General features: G+C 63.0%; 22 protein-coding genes. 11 read left to right on the forward strand and 11 right to left on the reverse strand.

Annotation, left to right across the window (positions count from 1 at the left end; translation table 11 throughout):
• Positions 1-84: 84 nt before the first annotated feature.
• Together X744_RS149750 and X744_RS149745 are read right to left on the reverse strand one after the other, a co-directional pair.
• Complete coding sequence (locus X744_RS149750) at positions 85-1,659, reverse strand: alkaline phosphatase (RefSeq protein ID WP_023760849.1); 1,575 nt, start codon at positions 1,657-1,659, stop codon at positions 85-87.
• Between the two features lie 271 nt (positions 1,660-1,930).
• Positions 1,931-3,214, reverse strand: a complete 1,284-nt coding sequence (locus tag X744_RS149745) for an MFS transporter (RefSeq protein ID WP_031260689.1) — start codon at positions 3,212-3,214, stop codon at positions 1,931-1,933.
• Between the two features lie 74 nt (positions 3,215-3,288).
• Here X744_RS149745 and X744_RS149740 point away from each other — a divergent pair, with 74 nt between their 5' ends.
• Together X744_RS149740 and X744_RS149735 are read left to right on the forward strand one after the other, a co-directional pair.
• A complete protein-coding gene (locus X744_RS149740; RefSeq protein ID WP_023760851.1) occupies positions 3,289-3,906 on the forward strand; it encodes a TetR/AcrR family transcriptional regulator in 618 nt (205 codons plus the stop codon).
• 43 nt (positions 3,907-3,949) lie between these two features.
• Entirely contained in the window at positions 3,950-4,543 is a 594-nt protein-coding gene (locus X744_RS149735) for a hypothetical protein (protein ID WP_023760852.1), read from the forward strand.
• A 154-nt stretch (positions 4,544-4,697) separates the two neighbouring features.
• Here the strand turns inward: X744_RS149735 and ppa are convergent, their stop codons facing one another.
• The 5 genes from ppa to X744_RS149710 form a co-directional block, all read right to left on the reverse strand.
• A complete protein-coding gene (gene ppa / locus X744_RS149730; RefSeq protein WP_023760853.1) occupies positions 4,698-5,231 on the reverse strand; it encodes an inorganic diphosphatase in 534 nt (177 codons plus the stop codon).
• 115 nt (positions 5,232-5,346) lie between these two features.
• Positions 5,347-5,853: a GNAT family N-acetyltransferase gene (locus X744_RS149725; RefSeq protein WP_023760854.1), complete on the reverse strand. Its 507-nt coding sequence runs from the start codon at positions 5,851-5,853 to the stop codon at positions 5,347-5,349.
• A gap of 115 nt (positions 5,854-5,968) precedes the next feature.
• Complete coding sequence (locus tag X744_RS149720) at positions 5,969-6,607, reverse strand: TPM domain-containing protein (protein ID WP_023760855.1); 639 nt, start codon at positions 6,605-6,607, stop codon at positions 5,969-5,971.
• Between the two features lie 8 nt (positions 6,608-6,615).
• Positions 6,616-7,455 carry a YgcG family protein gene (locus tag X744_RS149715; RefSeq protein ID WP_023760856.1) on the reverse strand — a complete coding sequence of 280 codons (840 nt, stop codon included), beginning with the start codon at positions 7,453-7,455 and terminating at the stop codon, positions 6,616-6,618.
• Positions 7,456-7,632: 177 nt separating this feature from the next.
• Positions 7,633-8,271, reverse strand: a complete 639-nt coding sequence (locus tag X744_RS149710) for a LemA family protein (RefSeq protein WP_023760857.1) — start codon at positions 8,269-8,271, stop codon at positions 7,633-7,635.
• A gap of 161 nt (positions 8,272-8,432) precedes the next feature.
• Between X744_RS149710 and X744_RS149705 the strand changes: the two genes are divergently transcribed.
• The 6 genes from X744_RS149705 (at position 8,433) to X744_RS149680 (ending at position 13,762) form a co-directional block, all read left to right on the forward strand.
• Positions 8,433-8,684 (forward strand): hypothetical protein, encoded by a 252-nt coding sequence (locus X744_RS149705; RefSeq protein WP_023760858.1) that lies wholly within the window; start codon positions 8,433-8,435, stop codon positions 8,682-8,684.
• A gap of 13 nt (positions 8,685-8,697) precedes the next feature.
• A complete protein-coding gene (pdxY, locus tag X744_RS149700; protein WP_023760859.1) occupies positions 8,698-9,582 on the forward strand; it encodes a pyridoxal kinase PdxY in 885 nt (294 codons plus the stop codon).
• Positions 9,579-10,391: a DUF429 domain-containing protein gene (locus X744_RS149695; RefSeq protein WP_023760860.1), complete on the forward strand. Its 813-nt coding sequence runs from the start codon at positions 9,579-9,581 to the stop codon at positions 10,389-10,391. Before pdxY ends, X744_RS149695 begins: the two co-directional genes overlap by 4 nt.
• 146 nt (positions 10,392-10,537) lie before the next feature.
• A complete protein-coding gene (locus tag X744_RS149690) occupies positions 10,538-11,182 on the forward strand; it encodes a carbonic anhydrase (RefSeq protein WP_023760861.1) in 645 nt (214 codons plus the stop codon).
• Positions 11,179-11,610: a hypothetical protein gene (locus X744_RS149685; RefSeq protein WP_023760862.1), complete on the forward strand. Its 432-nt coding sequence runs from the start codon at positions 11,179-11,181 to the stop codon at positions 11,608-11,610. Before X744_RS149690 ends, X744_RS149685 begins: the two co-directional genes overlap by 4 nt.
• A gap of 97 nt (positions 11,611-11,707) precedes the next feature.
• Entirely contained in the window at positions 11,708-13,762 is a 2,055-nt protein-coding gene (locus X744_RS149680) for a M3 family metallopeptidase (RefSeq protein WP_023760863.1), read from the forward strand.
• A 142-nt stretch (positions 13,763-13,904) separates the two neighbouring features.
• On the opposite strand, the gene X744_RS149675 is transcribed toward X744_RS149680, so the two are convergent.
• The 4 genes from X744_RS149675 to X744_RS149660 all read right to left on the reverse strand — a co-directional run bounded on the left by X744_RS149675 (position 13,905) and on the right by X744_RS149660 (position 18,651).
• On the reverse strand, positions 13,905-15,401 hold the full coding sequence (locus X744_RS149675) for a M81 family metallopeptidase (RefSeq protein WP_023760865.1): 1,497 nt from the start codon (positions 15,399-15,401) through the stop codon (positions 13,905-13,907).
• A gap of 23 nt (positions 15,402-15,424) precedes the next feature.
• Positions 15,425-16,264: a carbohydrate ABC transporter permease gene (locus X744_RS149670; RefSeq protein ID WP_031260690.1), complete on the reverse strand. Its 840-nt coding sequence runs from the start codon at positions 16,262-16,264 to the stop codon at positions 15,425-15,427.
• Positions 16,261-17,130: a sugar ABC transporter permease gene (locus X744_RS149665; RefSeq protein ID WP_023760867.1), complete on the reverse strand. Its 870-nt coding sequence runs from the start codon at positions 17,128-17,130 to the stop codon at positions 16,261-16,263. Before X744_RS149665 ends, X744_RS149670 begins: the two co-directional genes overlap by 4 nt.
• 288 nt (positions 17,131-17,418) lie before the next feature.
• Positions 17,419-18,651, reverse strand: a complete 1,233-nt coding sequence (locus X744_RS149660; protein ID WP_023760868.1) for a sugar ABC transporter substrate-binding protein — start codon at positions 18,649-18,651, stop codon at positions 17,419-17,421.
• 175 nt (positions 18,652-18,826) lie between these two features.
• Between X744_RS149660 and X744_RS149655 the strand changes: the two genes are divergently transcribed.
• The 3 genes from X744_RS149655 to X744_RS149645 are packed head-to-tail and all read left to right on the forward strand — an operon-like array spanning position 18,827 to position 21,563.
• Positions 18,827-19,615, forward strand: coding sequence for an SDR family oxidoreductase (locus tag X744_RS149655; protein WP_023760869.1), 789 nt, complete (start codon positions 18,827-18,829; stop codon positions 19,613-19,615).
• 2 nt (positions 19,616-19,617) lie between these two features.
• On the forward strand, positions 19,618-20,685 hold the full coding sequence (gene ugpC, locus X744_RS149650; protein ID WP_023760870.1) for a sn-glycerol-3-phosphate ABC transporter ATP-binding protein UgpC: 1,068 nt from the start codon (positions 19,618-19,620) through the stop codon (positions 20,683-20,685).
• Positions 20,682-21,563: a MurR/RpiR family transcriptional regulator gene (locus X744_RS149645; protein ID WP_023760871.1), complete on the forward strand. Its 882-nt coding sequence runs from the start codon at positions 20,682-20,684 to the stop codon at positions 21,561-21,563. Before ugpC ends, X744_RS149645 begins: the two co-directional genes overlap by 4 nt.
• Positions 21,564-21,573 lie beyond the last annotated feature (10 nt).

A 21,573-nucleotide genomic window follows, 5' to 3' on the forward strand; every position in this document is an offset into this window, starting at 1 on the left:
GCCAGATGGAACAGAGACTTCCTCTTCCAGCTCTTTACTCATATGCGATAGCCCTGCCCACAAGGGGGAGGGTGAATAGTGCGTTTATGCCGACCGTACTGGGTCGAGCGTTACCTTGAAGAGTTCGTTGTCGTCGCGGTCCATCAGCCGCACCGTCATCTGCTCGCTGGCGCCTGAAATATCGACCAGCCCGAAGAATTGCAGGCCCGCCGATGGCGGCAGGTTCTGACCCTGTTCGGCAGTCGGCGCCTTGATGAACTTCAGCTCCGGCCCGAATGTCATGTCAAAATCGTTGGGGCCGAACGTGCCGGCGTGGATCGGGCCCGAGACGAATTCCCAGAACGGATTGAAATCCTGGAACTGCGCCTTGTCCGGGTTGTAGTGGTGGGCGGCCGTGTAGTGCACGTCGGCGGTCAGCCAGACTGTGTTGCTGATGCCGGCGTTCTTGATGAAACGCAGCAGGTCGGCGATCTCGAGCTCGCGTCCCTTTGGCAAGCCATTATCGCCATTGCTGACCGCTTCGGCGCCGACCTTCTTGGTGCCGTCATCCCAGACGACGAGGCCGAGCGGCATGTCGGCGGCGATGATTTTCCAGGTCGCCTTCGAACTCGCCAGCTCGCGCTTCAGCCATTTCGTCTGCTGTTCGCCGAGAATGCGCGATTGCGGGGTCATCTCATCTTGCATGTCCGGACCATTGGGGCCGCGATAGGACCGCATGTCGAGGAAGAACACGTCGAGCAGCGGCCCGTAAGCGATCTTGCGATAGACACGGCCGGGCTCGGAGGGTTCATAGCGGATCGTCGTCATCTCATGGAAGGCGCGCGCCGCGCGGGCCGCCAGCACGTGGATGGATTTCTCCGTATAGCGATTGTCGGCGCTGAGATTCTTCGAATCCGACCAGTTGTTTAGAACTTCGTGGTCGTCCCATTGGTAGAAGGTCGGGCAGATGGCGCTCAACCCGAGCACGTTCCGGTCCATCATGTTGTATTTCCACTGGTCTCGGTATTCGTCCAGCGTCTCGGCGACCTTGCGCTTGCCGTCGATCAGCACGACGTTCTTCCACTTGCCGCCACCGGGCAGGTCGACCTCGTCCTTCATGGCGCCGTCGGCATAGATGGTGTCGCCCGAGTGCAGGAAGAAATCGGGCGTATGCCTGCCGATCGTGGCGTAGGTCTTCATGCCGGTCTCGTCGATGCCCCAGCCCTGGCCGGCCGTGTCGCCCGACCAGGCAAAGCGGATGTCGCGCTTCGAGGCCGGCGCCGTCCTGAAGCGGCCGGTGATAGGCTCCGAAACGGCGTTGATGTCGGCGAGATCGGCTGATGTCATGCGGTAGAAGATGTCCTGGTCGGAAGCGAGGTCGGTGAGCAGCCGTTTGACGGTGTAATCGCTGGCCGGCGACGTATCGAGCGGTGCCAGGCGCGTCGCATTGGCGAAATTCTCCGTCGACGACACCTCGAACATGACGCGCGACGGGCGATCGGTGCGCGTCCAAACCATGCCGCTGGTGGCGTCGACATCGCCCGACTGGACGCCATGGGTGAAGGCCGGCCGCTGATTGGCGCGCGAATAGTATGGCAGTGCCAGGCTCGAAACGCCGGCCAGGCCAACGGCGCTGGCGGACGTGACGAAGGCGCGGCGGGTCATCGAAAGCTTGTTCATGGCTGTTTCCTGGATGGCTTGAACGGTGCCACCAAGATCCAGCGTCAATGTTTCAGGCGCATCTCGGGATGATGAAGGTTTGATAACAGTGAACAGGGTGATCTCCCCCCTCGAGGGGGAGATGTCGCCGAAGGCGACAGAGGGGGTCGCCGCGCATAGAGCGCCGACCTCCATCTGCACCAGGAGGCAGAGCCCGGTCGGACCGACCCCCTCTGGCCGCTTCGCGGCCATCTCCCCCTCAAGGGGGGAGATTAGCGCTCCGCCGTCGCAGCTACGCCGCCTGCGGCTCCGGATCGAAAGCCGGCCGGCTGGTGTTGATCAGCAGCGAGATACACGCCGCGGCAATCGCCGTCATGCCGGCAATCAGGAAGGCCAGTTCGTAATTGCCTTGCAGCTCGCGCATGGTGCCGCCGAAAGCGGCCGCGGCCGCCGCGCCGATCTGGTGGCCGGCGACGATCCAACCGAACACGATCGGTCCGCTGCGATCGCCGAACGCCTCGTTGGCGAGCCTCAGCGTCGGCGGCACGGTGGCGATCCAGTCGAGGCCGTAGAGCACGGCGAAGATGATCAGGCTGGTCGCCGAGAAGCCGGAATAGGGCAGATAGATCAGCGACAGGCCACGAATGCCGTAATAGACGCCAAGCAGCTTGCGCGGATCGTAGCGGTCGGTAAGCCAGCCCGACAGTGTCGTGCCGATCAGGTCGAAAATGCCCATCATCGACAGCAGGCCGGCGGCCTGAACCTCGCCGATGCCCATGTCGCCGCAGAACGCGATCAGATGCGTGCCGACCAGCCCGTTGGTGGTGAAGCCGCAGACGAAGAAGGTGGCGAACAGATACCAGAACACCCTCGTGCCGGCGGCGCGGCGCAGCGTCGAGAACGTATGCGCGAGGAAATTGCCCTGTGACGCGGGCGGAGCCGGCGGCACGTCGTCGGCCTCGGCGCCGTAGCGCACCATGCCGATCGAGGCCGGCCGTTCCGGCACCAGCAGCCAGACCAGCGGTATCAGGGCCGCGGTGGCGATCGCCACCGCAACGACGACCGGCTGCCAGCCACCCGACTGCGCCAGCGCGGCGATCATCGGCAGGAACACCAGCATGCCAGAGGCGCTTGAGGCCGACATCAGTCCCATGACAAGGCCGCGATTGGTCTTGAACCAGCGATTGACGATGGTGGCGCCGAGCACGCTAGCGACAGCGCCGGAACCAATGCCCGAGAACACGCCCCAGGTGATGAACAGATGCCAGGGCTTGGTCATAAGCAGGCTGAGCGCGGTGGAGCCCGACATCACCATCAGGGAGGCGAGCAGCGTGCGGCGCAGCCCGATGCGCTCCATCAGGGCCGCGGCAAACGGACCGGTGAGACCGTAAAGCAGGATGCCGACACCAGCGGCCAGCGAGATGACGTCTCGCCGCCAGCCAAAGCTGTTCTCCAGCGGCAGCATCATGACGGCGGGCGCGGACCGCAGGCCGGCCGCGACCAGCAGGCAGAGAAAGATGATGCCAACCACGACGAAGGCGTAGCGCTGGCCAAAGGGACGTGATTGAGTTATCATGTTACTGACCGGTACGTTGCAGGGTGTGAGCAGGTATACGTACCGATCGGTAACATTGTCAATCGAGTCACACGATGCCAACGGACAAAAATATTGATCTGACCATCAGCGACGGTCATGCATCGGCGCCGCCGAAAGCCGCCAAGAAGATTCTCGATGTCGCCTATGATCTGTTCTACCGCCGCGGTATCAGGGCGATCGGCGTCGACGAGATCGTCAAACGCGCCGGCGTCACCAAGCCGAGCCTCTATCGCAGCTTCCCTTCCAAGGATGAACTGGCCGCATCTTATCTCAGGCAATACGACCTTGAATACTGGGAGCGTTTCGATGAGGCTGTCGCCGCTCATCCCGGCGACCCGCGCGCGCAGATCAAGGCTTTCCTGACCCGCATCGGCAAGCGAACGCAAGTGGCTGACTATCGCGGCTGCGGCATGACCAATGCGGCGGTCGAATATCCCGATCACAGCCATCCGGCCCGCGTGGTCAGCGAGGCCAACAAGCAGGAACTGCGCCGCCGCCTGCGCGCCATGGCGGTTGCGATGGGCGCCCAAGACCCTGACACGCTCGGCGACGGCCTGCTGCTCCTGATCGAGGGCGCCTATATCAGCGGTCAGTTGTTCGGGCTCGGCGGTCCGGCAAAAGCGGTCGCCCGCAACGCCGATCTGCTGATTGAAGCCAGCTTGAAGAAATAGCATTTGGCGCTACGCTGCGATGGCCTGCAACGGAGTGTCCGCGATGCGCAGCCTGCTGATTCTGCTCACTCTCGCGGGCTTCTGCCAGGCCGCACACGCCGACGGCATTGCAAGCGCCTACACCGATCTCGACTCGAAGAAGGACTGCGTGACTTACGCGCAGGCCGAGGAAGGCGACGGCGACTGGGCCGACCTCGCCTGTTCGGGCTACCGCGGCTATCCTGTGCTGATTGCCTATGACGATGCTCGTGAATCGCTGTTCTACGGTTTTCCGCCCGGTGGCGACATGACGACCGTCTGGGAGAGCTTTTCCGGTTTCAATTCATCCGGAGCCAAGATCGAATGGCGCGTCGAGACCAAGGGCGAGACCGCAGTGCCCTTTGCCGTCATCCATCGCCGCACGATCAGCAACCCGGATGACGAAAAAAAGTCGACCGAAGTGTTGCTCGTCGCCAAAGTCGGCCAGATGGAGGCCCGCGACGGCTGCACGATCGGCCTGGTGCTGGCCACCGGCAACCCCGCCGCCAACGATCAGGCGCGCAAGCTTGCCGACGACAAGGCGCGAACCTTCGCCTGCGGCAAGGACAGGCACACCGTCATCGGCAACGTGCCGGCTTTCGGCCGGGTCGACAACTGACACGGTGGGAATTGGCCATCGCGCCCGTAGCTTCGTCATCCACGGGCGGGGCAAGGAGCGCAACGACACGATCCGCGGAATCTGTTCCGCCGCGAAGTTCGGCTAGCTTCACGGCATCGATCCTCGGGCCAAGCCCGAGGATGACGAAGCGCGGTTACTTGCTCGCCTTGGCCCGCTCGATCGCGTCGACGATCATCTTCCTGGCATATTTGGAATCGTGCCAGCCTTCGATCTTGACCCATTTGCCGGGCTCGAGATCCTTGTAGTGCTCGAAGAAGTGCTGCACCTGCTGGCGGGTGATGTCGGGCAGCTGGGTGTATTCGGTGACGTTCTCGTAACGCAGCGTCAGCTTCGGTGACGGCACGGCGATGATCTTCTCGTCCTGGCCGGCATTGTCTTCCATGATCAGCACGCCGATTGGCCGCACGTTGATGACGCAGCCCGGCACCAGCGCGCGCGTGTTGCAGACCAGCACGTCGATCGGATCGCCGTCGCCCGACAGCGTGTGCGGCACGAAGCCGTAATTGCCGGGGTAGCGCATCGAGGTGTGCAGGAAGCGGTCGACGAACAGCGTGCCGGCCTCCTTGTCCATCTCATACTTGATCGGCTCGCCGCCGATCGGCACCTCGATGATGACGTTGACGTCCTCAGGCGGATTCTTTCCACTGGCGATGGCTTCTATGCGCATGGCTTTGTCCCTCTCTCGATAAAAGATCGATAGCGGGCGGCGCGCCATGGTGCAATGCGGCGAATGGTGCCTAGGATCCGATCGGAACACGCGGACGGCCGGAAAGGCCGAGGTGTCATTCCCAGACGAAAGCGACCTTCTTCAGCGCCTTCTGCTCGAAGATCTCGACGCCTTCGGCGACATCGCGTCCGCCGGCGCTGGCATAGAAGGCGAGCGCGTTCTGGTTGTCTTCCAACGCCCAAACCACCATGCCTTTCAGCCCGTGATCGGCCAGACGGGCCCTGGCTGCCGCGAACAGGCGACTGCCGAGCCCGATGCCCTGATATTCCGGGCGCAGGTACAATTCGTAGATTTCGCCTTGCTGCTTGAGCTCTCGGGCGCGGTTCTTGCCGATCGTCGCATAGCCGGCGACCTTGCCGCCGATCTCCACGACCAGAACTGTGGCGGCGCGGCGAATCGCATTCGCCCACCAGTCGGCGCCGCGTCGGTTGATCATCGATGTCAGGGTGCGGTGCGGAATAATGCCGGAATAGGCGCCGCGCCAAGCCTCCAGATGCACCTCGGCGATGGCACTGGCATCGCGCGGGTCGGCCTTCCTGATGTCGATCGTCAGCGTATTCATGATTTGTTAACCATAAACCCGCATCGCCCGATTGCAAGAGTCCGGGCGGCCCGCCGCCGGCTTTCTCACAAGCGATCATCGCCTGGTGAGGCCTTCAATGTCTCTGTGGAAAGGCTCAAATTTCTACGAGGTGATCGTCCAACTCGTTGCTGTCGCCCAATGTGACCGGGAAATGCTCGACCAGAACCGCCCCCACCAGTTCGATGGCATTGATGAAGCCGTCGGCGAGCCGGTCGTCGCCGGCATGCGCGGTAAGGTCGCGCACGACACCATCCCAGACATGCTGGCCGACCTTGGCATCGATGCCCGAATCGGCGACCACTTCGGCGTAGCGTTCGGCGATCGAGACGAAGACCAGCACCCCGGTGCGCGCCGTGGTGCGGTGGACGTTGCGGGCGAGGAACTGCTTGACCGCATTGGCGTGCGCGGCCTGGTAGCGCAGCCGTCTCGGCACCAGATGGATGCGCAGGCCGGGCATCGCCCACAACATGGCCAGCAAGCTGGCAAGCGCCAGAAGCTGGGCAAGGACAAAATGCGGCAGCCGGATCGACAGCCACCAGGCTTCCAGCCCATAGCCGACGGCCAGACTGACGATCAGCAAGCATACTGTCGCCATGAAGGCAGCCGGGAAGAAATACCCATCGCTGGCGTGCGCCACCACGCAGTAGATTTCGCCGTCGGTCTTCTCCTCGGCGGCGCGGATCGCGGTTGCGATGCGCTCATGATCCTGCGGGCTGATTGGTCGTGTCGCCATGATCTGTCTCACCAGCTTCCTGAAGAACCGCCCCCACCGGATGAGCCACCGCCGCCGGAAAACCCGCCGCCGCCCGAGGACCAGCCACCGCCGGAACCTCCCGACGACCAGCCGCCACCGGAGGACCGCCGGTGTGGCTCGAAAGTCATGCCGAGCCAGCGATAGCGGCCGGGCCCAAGCTTCTGGCCGAAGATCGGCGGCAGGATCGAAGCCGCGATGCTGCCGAAGAAGATGATCGCCCAGATGCTGATGAAGACGCCGAAGAACAGGTCATCGGAATTGAAGGGCGCCTGCTGGTTGCGCTTGCCCCGCGCTTCCAGTTCTTCCGGATTACCTTCCAGCACCATGATCATGTCGTCGACGGCCTTTTCTATGCCGCCGGAGAAATCGCCGGCGCGAAAGGCCGGCACCATGTCGTTTTCGATGATCAGCTTCGTATGCAGGTCCGTCAGGGTACCTTCCAGCCCGTAGCCGACCTCGATGCGCATCTTGCGGTCGTTCTTCGCCACCAGCAAAAGGACGCCATTGTTTTCCTTCGCCTGGCCGAGTTTCCAGAAGCGAAACAGCCGGTTGGCGTAGGGTTCGATCTCTTCGCCATCGAGGCTGGGAATCGTCGCGACGACGATCTGATCCGAGCCTTTCGTCTCGAAATCGGCAAGCTTCTGCGTCAGCGCCGCCTTCGTCGCCGTATCGATGATGCCGGCATTGTCGACGACACGGCCGGTCAGGGCTGGAAGTTCGGCGGCGAAAGCGGTGAAAGGGAGGAAGAAGAGGCTGGCAAGAAGGCTAAGAAAGGAAAGGTAGGTGTTCCGCGGCGCCCTCTGTCCTGCCGGACATCTCCCCCTCAAGGGGGGAGATTGGACGCCACACCGGCCTTCCCCAATCACCGACGCAGAAGGATGAGCAATGCGCTCGAAACTGCCAATCTCCCCCCTTGAGGGGGAGATGTCCGGCAGCACAGAGGGGGGTGTTTGCACGCCAGCAGTCCGTGATTTCGCGAGATTTATTCCGATGACAGTCGACGATCACCCGCCCTGCTTCGTGCCGAAATCGACCTTCGGCGTCTGTAGCTTGTCGTCTTCGATGGTGAAATTGGCGAAGGGCTGGTTGCTGCGGAACCAGAACGTCGCCCAAAGCACCGAGGGGAAGGTCCTCAGCGTCAGATTGTATTCCTTCACCGCCAGGATGTAGTCGCGCCGCGCCACCGCGATACGGTTTTCGGTGCCTTCGAGCTGCGCCTGCAGCGCCAGGAAATTCTGGTTGGCCTTGAGGTCGGGATAGTTCTCGACCACGGCCAAGAGCCGCGACAGTGCGCTGGTCAGGCCGGCCTGGCTGTCCTGGAACTTCTTGAACGCTTCAGGATTGTTCAACGTTTCCGGCGTCACCGTGATCTGGGTGGCCTTGGCGCGCGCTTCGACGACCGCATCGAGCGTGTCCTTTTCGTGAGAGGCATAGCCCTTGACCGTCTCGACCAGATTGGGGATGAGGTCGGCGCGGCGTTGATACTGGTTCAGCACCTCGCTCCATGCCGCCTTGGCGTTTTCCTCTGCCGTCGGGATGGTGTTGTATCCGCAGCCGGCAAGCAGCGGCAGCACGATCGCCATTACCAGGAAGGCAGGCAGCGTGCGTGACATGGACGGCTGGGCAATGCGCTGGGCAAACATGAAGAGGTCCCTCGGTAGAAGTTGCGTGCGAAGCATTACCACAATCGGCACGCAAGAAAATGACCTCGACGGGCACGGTTATCGACACGTTACCTTCAGCCGCAAGGCCCTGTAATTGGCAAGGCGAACGCGGTAAGGTCCTGTCGAAACAGGACATCACCATGGCGGAACGCCAGGACAGCGAGAAGGAATCGCGCCGCATCCTCGAGCGCGTTGCCCAAGAGACGGATCCGGCCGGCAACTCGTTTGTCGCGCGGGCCACGAAAGGCATGCACGATCACGTCACCGCGGCCGATGCCGATCGTGCCGATCCGATCGAAGTCTGGGGCACCCGCATTGGCCGGACACTTGGCCTGCTGCTGGCGCTGGGCCTGATGGTCTGGCTCGTGCTTTACGTCATCCGGGGCAGTTAGGAATCAAGCAACAATGAGCGCCGAACCAACCGACGCGCCGCGTGCGGTCATCGTCATTTCCAGCCATGTCGCGCGCGGCTCGGTCGGCAACCGCGCCGCCGTGTTCGCGCTGGAGACGCTGGGCTTCCCGGTCTGGGCAGTACCGACGGTCATCCTGCCCTGGCATCCCGGCCACGGGAGGGCGACGCGCATCGTGCCGCCGCTCGACCAGTTCAAGGCTTTGATGGCCGATCTGGAGCGCGCGCCGTGGCTGGGTGAGGTCGGCGCCGTGCTATCCGGCTATCTCGGCGAGGCCGGCCAGGCCGAGGCGGTCGCCTCGCTGGTCGCCGCGGTGAAGGCAAGGACGCCTGACGCCGTCTATATCTGTGATCCGGTGATGGGTGATTCGGGCGGCCTCTATGTGCCCGAACCGACCGCCATCGCCATGCGAGACCGGCTGATGCCGATCGCCGACATCGCCACCCCCAATCGCTACGAACTGGAATGGATGGCCGGCGCTCCATTGCCCGACTTGAAATCGGTGATCGCGGCCGCCCTTCATGCCGGACCATCAACCATGCTGGTCACCTCGGCGCCGTCGATGATGACGGGCGGTACCGGCAATCTTATGCTCGATGGCAGCCAGGCCTTGCTGGCCGAGCATCGCCTGATCAACAAGCCGCCGAATGGCCTGGGCGATCTGACCGCAGCGGTCTACCTTGCGCGCATCCTGTCCGGTCAGCCGCCGATCAAGGCGCTGCAGTCGACGACGGCGGCGGTCTACGAGATCCTGGCGCGCACCGCCAAGCGCGGCGGCGACGAACTGCAGCTCGAAACCGATGCGCAGAGCCTGTCGCACCCGATGGCAATGGTGCAGCTTCGCCACCTCACGCATCCAGGGCGGGACCGCCGGGCGTGATACCGACTAAGACCGTTCTTGTCGGCGTCGACGGCTGCAAGGCCGGTTGGATCGCCGTCCGGCACGACCCCGGTTCGACACTTCGTAACCCCCGTTCGATACTTCGTAACCCCGGTTCGATTGCTTCCGTCGCGGTCTTTGCAAGCTTCGCTGCCTTACTTGCCTCGCTCCCCGACGATGCTGTCATTGCTGTCGACATGCCGATCGGGCTGCCCGAATTTTCGAGCAAAGGTGGGCGCGGCCCCGAAGCGCTGGTGCGCCCGCTGCTTGGGGCACGCCAATCCAGCGTCTTCTCGATCCCGTCCCGCGCCGCGCTCTATGCCGACACCAGCGACTTCACCACCATCGAAGCCTGGTATGCCGCTCACATCAGGGCAAGCGAGGTGGCCAAAGCCACATCCGACCCGCCGCGCGGCGTTTCGATCAAGGCGTTCGGCATTTTTGCCAAGATCCGCGAGATCGACGCACTGCTGATTGCGCGGCCCGATTTGCGCGGCCGTGTGTTCGAATCGCATCCGGAGGTCGCCTTCTGCCGGCTGAATGGCGATCAGGCCATGCGGCTGCCGAAGAAGATCAAGGGCAGCATCAATCCGGACGGCATGGCGGAACGCAAGGCGCTGCTCTGCCGGCACGGCTATGAGATGGGCTTCCTCGACCAGCCGCCGCCACGCGGTGCGGCCGCCGATGACTTCCTTGACGCGGCGGCGATGATGCTGATCGCCGGCCGCATCGCCGATGGCGTGGCACGGCCGTTTCCCGATCCACCGCTCATCGATCGTGTTGGCATACCGGTTGCCATTTGGGCGTGAGGGTGCCTGCGAGAGTCGCGCTTCGTGCCTGGCTTTTACGACGAGCTCCCACAATTCTGCATTGCTCGCTACGGGCTTTTGCCGCTAGAGGCTTGTCTCGACTGCAACGAGCTGCCGCCTCCAACCCGGAAAGGCCTTAGCCGCCCATGCCTCACCTCCCCGACCATCTCCTCGCCGGCTATCGCAATTTCATGAGCGGCCGCTACCTCACCGAGAGCGGACGCTATCGCGAGCTCGCCCGCGAAGGCCAGGCGCCGGAGACGATGATCGTTGCCTGTTGCGATTCCCGCGCCGCACCCGAAGCGATCTTCGACGCCGGACCTGGCGAACTCTTCGTGGTGCGCAACGTCGGCAATCTTGTGCCGCCCTACGCGCCTGACGGCGAATTCCATTCGACCTCCGCCGCGCTCGAATTCGCCGTGCAGAGCCTCAAGGTCAAGAACATCGTCGTCATGGGCCATGGCCGCTGCGGCGGCATCCGCGCTGCGCTCGACACCAATTTCGCACCGCTGTCGCCCGGCGACTTCATCGGCAAGTGGATGAGTCTGATCGCGCCGGCGGCCGAAACCGTCTCCTCCAGCACCTTCATGACGGCGACGGAGCGCCAGACCGCGCTGGAGCGCATCTCGATCCGCTATTCCATTGCCAATCTCCGGACCTTTCCGTGCGTCTCGATCCTCGAGGGCAAGGGGCGGCTGTCGCTGCACGGCGCCTGGTTCGACATTTCGACTGGTGAACTCTGGGTGATGAACAAGGAAACCGGCGATTTCGAACGGCCGGAGCTGGGATGAAGAGAGCGCGCAAGGCGGTGAATATCAGGTCGATCGTTTTGACGGCGACCGCGCTGCTGATCGCGACTATTGCCGCACGCGCCGATGACCGCGCCACCATCAGCCGCTGGTATTCGGCGTTGCTGGTCGCCGACCGCACCGAGCTGTCCGACCTGCTCTCCGATGATGTCCGCATCAAGCTGGACGATCTCGGAATTGTGCAAAGCAAGCAGGAATTCATCGCCTCGATCGACGAATGGAAAGGCGCGGTTGCCGGTGCTGCGATCCGGCACCGGATCGAGAAGAGCGAAGGCGGCGTCACCACGGTGGTCGCCTGCTACGACTTTCCAAACAACGACATGCTGACGCACGAAAGCTTCGCGGTGGCCGACAACCGCATCACCGCCAGCTCGCAAGTGGCGATCGCCGAGAACTGCGACGGCTTTTGAAGTTGATATCGGACACCTGCTGTATTGCGGGTCCGCCGGTCGCGTCCTACATCGGTAGCGACCCACCCTGCCTGCCATCACCAGCGAAAGACCGTCCATGCATTCCACGAAAGCCGTCGACCTCGCCGCCCATCCGCTGACTGCGTGGCAAGGACCGCTCGGCCTGCCCGATTTTACGCGCATTGGCGACGGCGATTTTTCCCCGGTCTTCGATGCGGCGCTGAAGGCGCATGAGGCCGAGATCGAAGTGATCGCCAGCAACGAAGATACGCCGACCATCGACAACACGCTTGCCGCGTTGGAACTCGGCGGCGAGGCGCTCGACCGTGTCTCGTCGATCTTCTGGTGCCGCGCCGGCGCCTACACCAATGAAACGATCCAGGCGCTGGAGCGCGACATCTCGCCAAAGATGTCCAGGCATTTCTCGGCGATTTCGATGAATGAGAGGCTGTTTGCCCGCATCGACGATCTCTACCAGCGCCGCGAGAGCCTGAAGCTCGATGCCGAGACCCTGCGGGTCCTGGAAAAGACCTGGAAGGGTTTTGTACGATCCGGCGCCAAGCTCGACGCCGACGGCAAGAGGCGGCTGGCAAAGATCAACGAGGAGCTGTCCTCGCTCGGAACGACTTTCGGCCAGAATGTGCTTGCCGACGAGCGCGACTGGGCGCTGTTCCTCGACGAGGCCGATCTTGCCGGCCTGCCGGACTTTCTGAAAAGCTCGATGGCCGAGGCGGCCGAAATGCGCGGCCAGAAGGGCCGCTATGCCGTCACCCTGTCACGCTCGATCTATGAGCCATTCTCGACCTTCTCTGAACGCCGCGACCTGCGCGAAATCGCCTTCCGCGCCTTCACCATGCGTGGCCAGAATGGCGGCGCCACCGACAACACATCCGTAGTGCGCGACATGCTGAAGCTGCGCGCCGAAAAGGCAAAGCTGCTCGGCTACGGCTCCTTCGCCGCGCTGAAGCTCGACGACACCATGGCCAAGACGCCGGAGGCAGTGCACGCGCTGCTTGATCCGGTGTGGGAGAAGGCGCTGGAAAAGGCAGCGGCCGACCAGACCGACCTGCAGCGGCTGGCGACGCAGGCGGGCAGCAACGAAAAATTCGCCGCTTGGGACTGGCGCTTTTACCAGGAGAAACTGCGTGCGGAGAAGTTCGCCTTCGACGAGGCCGAGCTTAAACCCTATTTGCAGCTCGACCGGATCATCGACGCCTGCTTCGACGTGGCGACACGGTTGTTCGGCATCACCTTCGAAGAGAAAAAGGGTATCGCCGCCTGGCATCCCGACGCGCGTGTCTTCGTGGTTAGGAATGCCGATGGCAGTGAGCGAGGCCTGTTCCTCGCCGATTATTTCGCGCGGCCGTCAAAGCGCTCCGGCGCCTGGATGAGCGCGCTGCAATCCGGCTATGGGCTCGGCCACGGCTCGAAACCGGTGATCTACAACATCATGAACTTCGCCAAGCCGCCTGTGGGCGAGCCGGCTCTGCTGTCGGTCGATGAGGCGAAGACGCTGTTCCACGAGTTCGGCCATGCGCTGCATGGCATGCTGACCGACGTCACCTGGCCGTCGGTCGCCGGAACCTCGGTCAGCCGAGATTTCGTCGAACTGCCCTCGCAGCTCTACGAGCACTGGCTGACCGTGCCGGCTGTGCTGGAAACGCACGCGTTGCACGTCAAGACCGGCAAGCCGATGCCCAAGGCGCTGCTCGATAAGATGCTGGCCGCGCGGACTTTCGGCGCTGGCTTTGCAACAGTGGAATTCACCGCATCTGCCTTGATGGACATGGCCTATCATGCGCGGCCGGACGCGCCGCAGGAGCCGCTTCGTTTCGAAGCCGAAACGCTCGAAAAGCTTGTCATGCCGGACACCATCGCCATGCGCCATCGCACCCCCCATTTCGGCCACGTGTTTTCCGGTGACGGCTACTCCGCCGGCTATTACTCCTACATGTGGTCGGAAGTGCTCGACGCCGACGCCTTCGCCGCCTTCGAGGAAACCGGCGACCCCTTCAACCCGGCGCTCGCCGAGCGGCTACGCAAGAACATCTATGCCGCCGGCGGCTCGAAGGACCCGGAGGAGCTTTATACGGCCTTCCGCGGCAAGATGCCGTCCCCGGAAGCGATGATGGTGAAGCGGGGATTGGTGTGATTAGCCAATCTCCCCCCTTGAGGGGGAGATGGCCGCGAAGCGGCCAGAGGGGGTCGTTGCGCGTAAAGCGCCGACCTCGCGCAGAAGAAGGCCGAGCCCGGTCGTACCGACCCCCTCTGTCGCCTTCGGCGACATCTCCCCCTCAAGAAGGGAGAACAGCAGCGTCACCCTTCCACGGATCCGCCACCCTCGGCCAGATCGGCCGCGTCAGCTTGGTGTAGTTGGTCACCGCTGGATTGCTCGGATACGAACTCGGCGCCGAGACATAGATGATCTCGGCAGCGATCGGCTCGAAGCCGGCGTAGAAATGATTGGTCGACTTGATCAGCAGCATGTCTTTGGCCAGCGGATCGACGCCGATATTGGAAAAGATATCCGGCTCGAAGGTCTGCGTGCGATTGGTGTTGAGGATGATGTCGACCTCGGTGCCTTCGATGCGAACCAAGGCCGCCGGCCCAAGCGTCACCCGGCTCGGCCCGAAACTTTGCCAACCCTCCGCAACCGCCCTCAGCACCTTGACCCGTGCGTCGATCGGCTCGCCGGCCTGCGGTCCGGCCTTGCCGCCGAAACGCAGGTCGATGACCGCGCCTTCGCCGGCCGCCAGGCAAAAGGTAACGGCAATCGGATCCCAGATCGTGGCAACGCCGACATTGTTCAGCCCACGCTCCAGCATCTGGCGCAGCACGAAGGTGCCGTCGCCGGGAACGCCGCCGCCGGGATTGTCCCAGATGTCGGCGATGACCACCGGCTTGCCTGGATTTTCCGCGCACACAGCCAGCGCCCGATTGATGCCGTCGGCGGTGCTCAGCATCGTCATTGCCGTCTTCTCGCGCAGCGCATAGAGTTCGCGCCCCAGCCGTTCCGCCAGCGCGTCGCCCTTGGCCTTGTCATTGTCGGTGACGACCAGGATGCGCGTGCCCATCTCGGCCACATCGGCGGCCATGAAGCCATGGATGACCGAGACCGACAGCACCCCGTTCTTGCCGTGCAGTGCCTTGATGCGGTCGATGAAGGAGCGCATCGGCTCGCGGCTGGTCGGCAGCACCTGGATCATGCGGCAATCGAAGGTCGAGATGACCGGCTTGATCTCGCCGCGCACCGCTGCCAGGCCTAGCTCGACGACATGTTCGCCGCGCTCGTAGAAATCGGTGTGTGGAAATTCGAGGAAGTAGGCGAGGATGTCTGAGGCCGCGACGCGCTTCGGCGTCAGATGGCTGTGCGGATCAAGTTCGACAGCGATCACCACCTCCGGACCGACCATGTCGCGGACGCGTTCGAGCAGATCGCCTTCGCAATCATCATAGCCTTGCGCCACCATCGCGCCATGCAGGCCGAGGATGACGGCATCGACCGGCAGTGCTGCCTTGAGCTGGCCCAGGATCTCGTCGCGTAGCGCCTCATAGGTCTGCCGCTGCACCAGGCCGCCCGGCTCGGCCCAGGTGGCGGTGCCCTCGATGACGGTGAGGCCCTCTGCGGCCGCGCACCGGCGCAGCGCGACCATCGGCGACGAGCACAGGGTCGGCGTTTCCGGATGCTTGCCGGGCCCGGCATAGAAGGCCATCTCGAATGACGCCCGGTCGGTCGGAACCGGCGAGAACGTGTTGGTTTCCGTCGCCAATGAGGCGGTGAAAATGCGCATGAAAGCTCCGTCGTGAATAGGCGCTATTTGACCGCTCCGAGCGCCAGCCCGCGAACGAGATAGCGTTGCAGCCAGATGAACAGGATCGCTACCGGCAAGGTCGCCAGCAACGTCGCCGCCATGACGTGGTGCCATTCGATCGTGTAGCGGCCGGCGACCAGCGAAAACACCTGGATCGGCAGCGTATAGCTTTCCTGGCTGCGCAGCATGGTGAGCGCCACGACGAATTCGTTCCAGGCGTTGATGAAGGTGAAGATCGCGGTCACCGCGACCGCCGGCAGGCAGAGCGGCAGGAACACCTTGCGCAAGGTCAACCAGCGGCCGGCACCTTCCATCCAGGCCGCCTCCTCGAGATCGCGCGGAATGGTGTCGAAATAGCTCTGCAGCATCCAAACCGTGAAAGCGACGTTGAAGGCCATGTAGATGAAGCCGAGCGCCGTGGTGCTCTCGACAAGGCCCCAGGCGGCCATCAGCCGGAACAGGCCGAGCACCAGCACGATCGGCGAGATCATCTGCGAGATCAGCAGGAACTGGCGCAAGGCGCCGTAACCGGCAAAGCGGAAGCGCGACATCGCATAGGCAGCCGGAACCGAGATCAGGATGGCGCCGACGGTGGCGATCACAGACACGTAGAGCGAATTGAGCAGCGCCTGGCCAAAGCCGGTCGCCACCCACATGTCGGAAAAATTCGACCAGCGGAATTCGCTCGGCCACCAAGTCGGTGACAGCACTTCCTGCCTGGGCTTGACCGCAGTCAGCAGCATCACGGCGAAAGGAAAGAGCGTCACCACGATCAGCGGCGTCAGCAGCAGCCAGGCAATGATCGAGCGCCTCAGTTTTCGCGTCATGAGCCGATTTGTCATGCGCGTTGCTCCCGCATTGCCAGCCGCACGTAGATCATGGTGAAGACCAGCAATATGGCGAACATCACCAGCGACACCGCCGACGCTTCGCCCAGTTTGCCGATGCGGAAGGCCAGCTTGTAGAGATGGGTGACCAGGATGTCGGTCGAGTTGGCCGGGCCGCCTTGCGTCATCACCCAGATGATCGGGAAGGAATTGAAAACGTAGATGGTGTTGAGCACGATGGCGATGTTGATGAATGGCTTCAGCAGCGGAAAGGTGATCTCGCGGAACTGCTGCAGCGGCGTCGCCCCCTCGAGTGCCGCCGCCTCGTAGAGGTCGTCCGGGATCGACGACAGCCCACCGAGGAAGATCGTCGTCGTGAATGGCACAGTCACCAGGATGCCGATCAGCACCTGCATCGGGAAAGCGGTCTCGGCGCTCGCCAGCCACTGGATGTTGTGGTCGATGAGGCCGAGGCCGATCAGCGCCGAATTCAGCATGCCGCTTTCGCCGCTCAGCGCCCAGCGCCAGACCACCGCGGTCATGGTCAGCGACACCGCCCAGGGCAGCATGATGATGACGCGGGCGATGCCGCGGCCATAGAAATCGGTGTTGAGGATCATCGCCACCGGAATCGACAGCAAAAGCGCACCGCCGACGACCATCAAGGTCCACTGGCCGGTGCGCCAAAGAGCGGCCATGAAATCGGGATCGGCGGTGAGCGCTGCGAAATTGGCGAAGTCGTTGAATTCGCGCAGCTGGCCGAAGCGGTTGACCTCATGTGTCGAGATCTGGATCAGGTCCCAGACGGGCCAGAAAATAACGACCGCCGCCAGGAACAGGCTGGGCAAGGTCAGGAGATAGGGCAAGAAACGATTTTGCATCGGCTGGGCTGTACCGTGTTTGCGGGCGGAGAGTGGATTGCGCTGCCTTAACAGATTGACTTAATCCCGCCTCGTTCTTCTCAAGGCACCGCTTCAGGATTCCTTGCAACCGTCGGCGCGCCCCTCACCTGCCTGCCCGTCCTTCGCAGCAGTTGCGGAAGGGGGCCTTCCTCTCCCCCGTCGATCGGGGGGAGAGGAAAGGAGACTGGCTGGGGCGGCGCTGTCAAGTCTGCAAGATGTGGCGCGCCCGCCTGAGCGGAGCGCGCCACGGGCGCAGGGAGATACGCCCTATTTCTTCAGGACGGCGTTGGCCTTGGCCGCTGCGTCCTTCAATCCTGCCTCGGGGTCGCCGCCGAGATAGATCTTCTGCATGGCATCCGACGTGATCTGCGCGACCTCTTCCCAGCCCGGAATGACCGGCGCGAAGCGGGCGTCGGGCAACAGTGCGGTGAACGCCGCCAGATCGGCATTGTTGACGTAATAGTCCATTTTCGCCTCTTCCTTGTTCACCGGCAGGAAGCCTTCACCCTGCGTGAACTTGGCGCGCTGTTCCGTGGTGAACAGGAAGTCGAGCAGCTTCCAGGCCTCGTCCTTGTTCTTGGAGTTTTTGAACATGATGATGGAATCGGTGACGCCATATGTGCCGCGCGCCCCGGTCGGTCCGGCGGGAATGGCCGCCACGCCGTATTTCAGGTTCGGCGCCTCCTCCTTGATCTGGTTGGACAGGAAGGGTGCGGTAATCATCATGCCGACCTTGCCCTGCTTGAACAGGTTCTGTACGTCCTCGCGGCTGTTGGAGGTGACGCCGGGCTCCGTCAGACCTTCGTCGATCATCGACTTGTAGAGCTTGGCGGCTTCAAGCGCGCCCGGGGTGCTGAGACCGGAGGTGCCGTCCTTGTTGAGGATTTCGGTACCGTAGGACCACATCGCATAGTAGTAGTAGACGTCGGTCTCGATCTCCTTGCCCTGCAGGCCGAAACCGAAGGTGCCGGACCCGAGCGCCTTGATCTTGCGGGCGTCCTCCTGCAGCTCGGTCCAGGTTGCCGGCGGATTGGCGATGCCGGCCTTCTCGAACAGCTCCTTGTTGTAGTACATGGCGCGCGCCGAGGCCGCGATCGGCAGGCCGTAGGTCTTGCCGTCCATGATCGAGGGCGAAAGGAAAGTGTCGATGAAGCGGTCCTTGAAGTCAGGCTTGATGTAGCTATCGAGCGGCTCCGCGACGTCCTGCTGCACGAAGTCGATCAGCCAGCGCGTGCCGATGATCGAAAGATCGGCATTGGTGCCGGCGGTGATGTCGGTGGTCAGCTTCTGCAGCAGCACATCCCAAGGTACCACCTCGAACTTGACTGATATGCCGGGGTTTGCCGCCTCGAATTCCTTCTTGACGTCGGCGAAATAGGGAGCAGTCTTGGCGCTGTACTCGGCAACGGTGACGCGCACCTCGCCCGCATCCGCCTGCGCCGCGATTGCCAGCATGCTCATTCCGGCCATCAGGCCGGCAGTCCATTTTGCAAAGCTCATTTGATCTCTCCCATTTGATATTGCGCATGCGCGCTCTTCGTAGCCTAGGCCAGAAGATTTATGTGACTTTCCTACATTATCCGGGATTTAATGGCTTGCAAGCAGATTTTTCTGTTGCTTACTTACATATTCTGGTCTAGGCCTTGCACGGATCTGTCAGCGAGGACGACGCACGGTGGTTTCGCGACCCAAATTCGAAGGCAAAGCCGAGTTCGAGGGCAAAGCCGTCGTGGTGACGGGTGCCGGCGGCGGACTCGGCTCCGCTATCGTGGCGCTGATGGCGCAACGGGGCGCCAGGGTTATCGGCTGTGATCGATCGAGCGAGACGTTGAGGAGCCCGCATCTTGCTTCCCGCCACGTCTTCGATCTTCTCGACAAGGCGTCGATTGCGACGGCGATCACCGCGATCCTCGAACGGGATGGCGTGCCGGACATTCTCATCAACAATGCCGGTTGGACGCGCGCCGAGACGCTCTCCGCGCTCAACCCCGGCAGTATAGAGCAGGAACTCGACCTCAACCTGACCGGAGTGGTGACTTTCGCCGATCCGCTGGTCAAGGCGATGGCCGGGCGCGGCTCCGGCAGCATCGTTTTCATCTCCTCGGTCAACGCCATCGCGCATTTCGGCAATCCCGCCTATGCCGCGGCCAAGGCCGGCATCAACGCCTATGCCAAGGCGATCGCCGTCGAGCTCGGCCGCAACGGCCTGCGCGCCAATGTCGTCTGCCCCGGGTCGATCCACACCGCCGCCTGGGACCACCGCCTTGCCAAGGATCCCGAAATCCTCGGCAAGCTGCAGCGGCTCTATCCGCTCGGCCGCTTCGTCAACGCTTCGGAAGTGGCGGAAGCGGTCGCTTTCCTTGCGTCCGATCGCGCATCTGGAATAACAGGCGTGGTGATGCCGGTGGACGCAGGGCTGACCGCTGGTTGCCTGCCGTTCATCGACAATATTCTGGGAGCGTGAGCATGACCGACGTCGAGTTTCGCGACCTGTCGAAATCCTTCGGGCAGCACAAGATCCTCGAAAACATCAGCCTCGATATCAAGAGCGGCGAGTTCGTCGTGCTGGTCGGCCCGTCCGGCTGCGGCAAGTCGACTTTGCTGCGCATGCTGGCCGGGCTGGAGACGATCACCTCCGGCGACCTGTTGATCGGCGGCGTGCGCGCCAACGCACTGCCACCGCAGCAGCGCAACATCGCAATGGTGTTCCAGTCCTATGCGCTGTTTCCACATCTGAAGGCATCTGACAATATCGGCTTTGGCCCGAAGATACGCGGCGAGGCGCGCGAGGCGGTCGACCAGAAGGTCAGGAAGGCGTCCGGCGTCCTCAATCTCTTCTCCTATCTCGACCGCTACCCTCGCCAGCTCTCGGGCGGCCAGCGCCAGCGCGTCGCCATGGGCCGCGCCATCGTGCGCGAGCCGTCGGTGTTCCTGTTCGACGAGCCCCTGTCCAACCTCGACGCGCAATTGCGCGTGCAGATGCGCGTCGAGATCAAGGCGCTGCACCAGCGGCTGAAATCGACGATCGTCTATGTCACGCACGACCAGATCGAAGCCATGACCATGGCCGACCGCATCGTCGTGATGGACCGCGGCAGGATCCAGCAGGTGGGGCCGCCGCTGGAGCTTTATGACAGCCCGGCCAACAAGTTCGTCGCCAGCTTTCTCGGCTCCCCATCGATGAGTTTTGTCTCAGGTTCTCTCAAGGCATCGCCCGAGAAAACCTGGTTCGAATCGGTCGGTGGCGGGCGGCTTGCGCTCGCCGGCAAACAGGTACCTGTGGGCACTGCAGTGGAGGCCGGCATCCGGCCGGAGCACTTTGTCATCGGCGAGGCTGCCGACGCGATGGCGATCAAGGTGGATGTCGTCGAGCCGACCGGCTCCGAAACCCACGTCTATGGCGCCATCGGCACTGACACGGTGCGCGCCGTGTTCCGCGACAGGGTGCCGATCAGCCCGGGCGACGTGCTGCCGGTGACTGTCGACCCCGGCAACATCCACCTGTTCGACAAGGCGACGGGCCTGCCTCTATGAAGACGCCGGCCGACATCATCACGCGACTACAGCTGATATTGCAGGACGGAACGAAGTCGGATCGCAAGCTGGCAGGCTTCGTGCTGGCCGATCTCGACTTTGTCTCCAAGGCGGCGATTTCGGAAATTGCCGCGCGCGTCGGCGTCAGCGAGCCGACCGTGACACGCTTCTGCCGCAACCTCGGTTGCGAGGGCTTGCGCGACTTCAAATTCTATCTGGCGCAAGCCATCGCCATTGGCGGCCAGTATCTGTCGCCGGAACCGTTGAACCGCGACGCGCGCGAACAGCGCATCGCTTCCGCCATCACCGAAGCGGCGATATCAGCCATCCAGCGCGCCAGCGAAAATCTCGACATGACGACGCTGGTCGCCGTCGCCGCACGCGTCGCCGTTTCCGGCAATGTGCTGTGCATCGGCTCCGGCGGCATTTCGTCGATGATGGCGACCGAGATGCAGAACCGGCTGTTCAGGCTCGGCGTGTCGGTGTTGGCGCAGATCGACGGACAGCTGCAGCGCATGTACGCCGCCGTTGCCACGCCCGACACCACGCTGATCGCCTTCTCTGTCTCCGGCTATGCGCGGTCGGTCATCGATGCGGTGCAGGTCGCCCAGCAATATGGCGCCACCACAATCGCCATCACCCCGCCGGATTCCGCACTCGCTAGGGTCGCCGACACGGTCATCCATTTCCAGTCGCTGGAGGACGGCAACATCTACAAGCCGACATCGTCGCGCTATGCGCTGCTGTCGATCGTCGACATGATCGTCACGTCGGTCGCCGAGACGCGTGGACCGCGGGTTCTGGAAAACCTGCGCCGCATCAAGCAGAGTGTGAACACGTTGAAAGTCGACGATCCGCGTCTGCCGCTGGGGGATTGAACATCCTATT

The organism is Mesorhizobium sp. LNHC252B00 (assembly GCF_000502955.1).
Lineage (GTDB): Bacteria > Pseudomonadota > Alphaproteobacteria > Rhizobiales > Rhizobiaceae > Mesorhizobium.

Coding starts and splice junctions, on each gene's coding strand:
- X744_RS149720 (WP_023760855.1), bottom strand. CDS start 6,607: ATGGCGACACGACCAATCAGCCCGCAGGATCATGAGCGCATCGCAACC.
- ugpC (WP_023760870.1), top strand. CDS start 19,618: ATGACCGACGTCGAGTTTCGCGACCTGTCGAAATCCTTCGGGCAGCAC.
- pdxY (WP_023760859.1), top strand. CDS start 8,698: ATGAGCGCCGAACCAACCGACGCGCCGCGTGCGGTCATCGTCATTTCC.
- X744_RS149710 (WP_023760857.1), bottom strand. CDS start 8,271: ATGTTTGCCCAGCGCATTGCCCAGCCGTCCATGTCACGCACGCTGCCT.
- ppa (WP_023760853.1), bottom strand. CDS start 5,231: ATGCGCATAGAAGCCATCGCCAGTGGAAAGAATCCGCCTGAGGACGTC.
- X744_RS149735 (WP_023760852.1), top strand. CDS start 3,950: ATGCGCAGCCTGCTGATTCTGCTCACTCTCGCGGGCTTCTGCCAGGCC.
- X744_RS149645 (WP_023760871.1), top strand. CDS start 20,682: ATGAAGACGCCGGCCGACATCATCACGCGACTACAGCTGATATTGCAG.
- X744_RS149745 (WP_031260689.1), bottom strand. CDS start 3,214: ATGATAACTCAATCACGTCCCTTTGGCCAGCGCTACGCCTTCGTCGTG.
- X744_RS149680 (WP_023760863.1), top strand. CDS start 11,708: ATGCATTCCACGAAAGCCGTCGACCTCGCCGCCCATCCGCTGACTGCG.
- X744_RS149705 (WP_023760858.1), top strand. CDS start 8,433: ATGGCGGAACGCCAGGACAGCGAGAAGGAATCGCGCCGCATCCTCGAG.
- X744_RS149670 (WP_031260690.1), bottom strand. CDS start 16,264: ATGACAAATCGGCTCATGACGCGAAAACTGAGGCGCTCGATCATTGCC.
- X744_RS149725 (WP_023760854.1), bottom strand. CDS start 5,853: ATGAATACGCTGACGATCGACATCAGGAAGGCCGACCCGCGCGATGCC.
- X744_RS149660 (WP_023760868.1), bottom strand. CDS start 18,651: ATGAGCTTTGCAAAATGGACTGCCGGCCTGATGGCCGGAATGAGCATG.
- X744_RS149690 (WP_023760861.1), top strand. CDS start 10,538: ATGCCTCACCTCCCCGACCATCTCCTCGCCGGCTATCGCAATTTCATG.
- X744_RS149665 (WP_023760867.1), bottom strand. CDS start 17,130: ATGCAAAATCGTTTCTTGCCCTATCTCCTGACCTTGCCCAGCCTGTTC.
- X744_RS149740 (WP_023760851.1), top strand. CDS start 3,289: ATGCCAACGGACAAAAATATTGATCTGACCATCAGCGACGGTCATGCA.
- X744_RS149685 (WP_023760862.1), top strand. CDS start 11,179: ATGAAGAGAGCGCGCAAGGCGGTGAATATCAGGTCGATCGTTTTGACG.
- X744_RS149675 (WP_023760865.1), bottom strand. CDS start 15,401: ATGCGCATTTTCACCGCCTCATTGGCGACGGAAACCAACACGTTCTCG.
- X744_RS149750 (WP_023760849.1), bottom strand. CDS start 1,659: ATGAACAAGCTTTCGATGACCCGCCGCGCCTTCGTCACGTCCGCCAGC.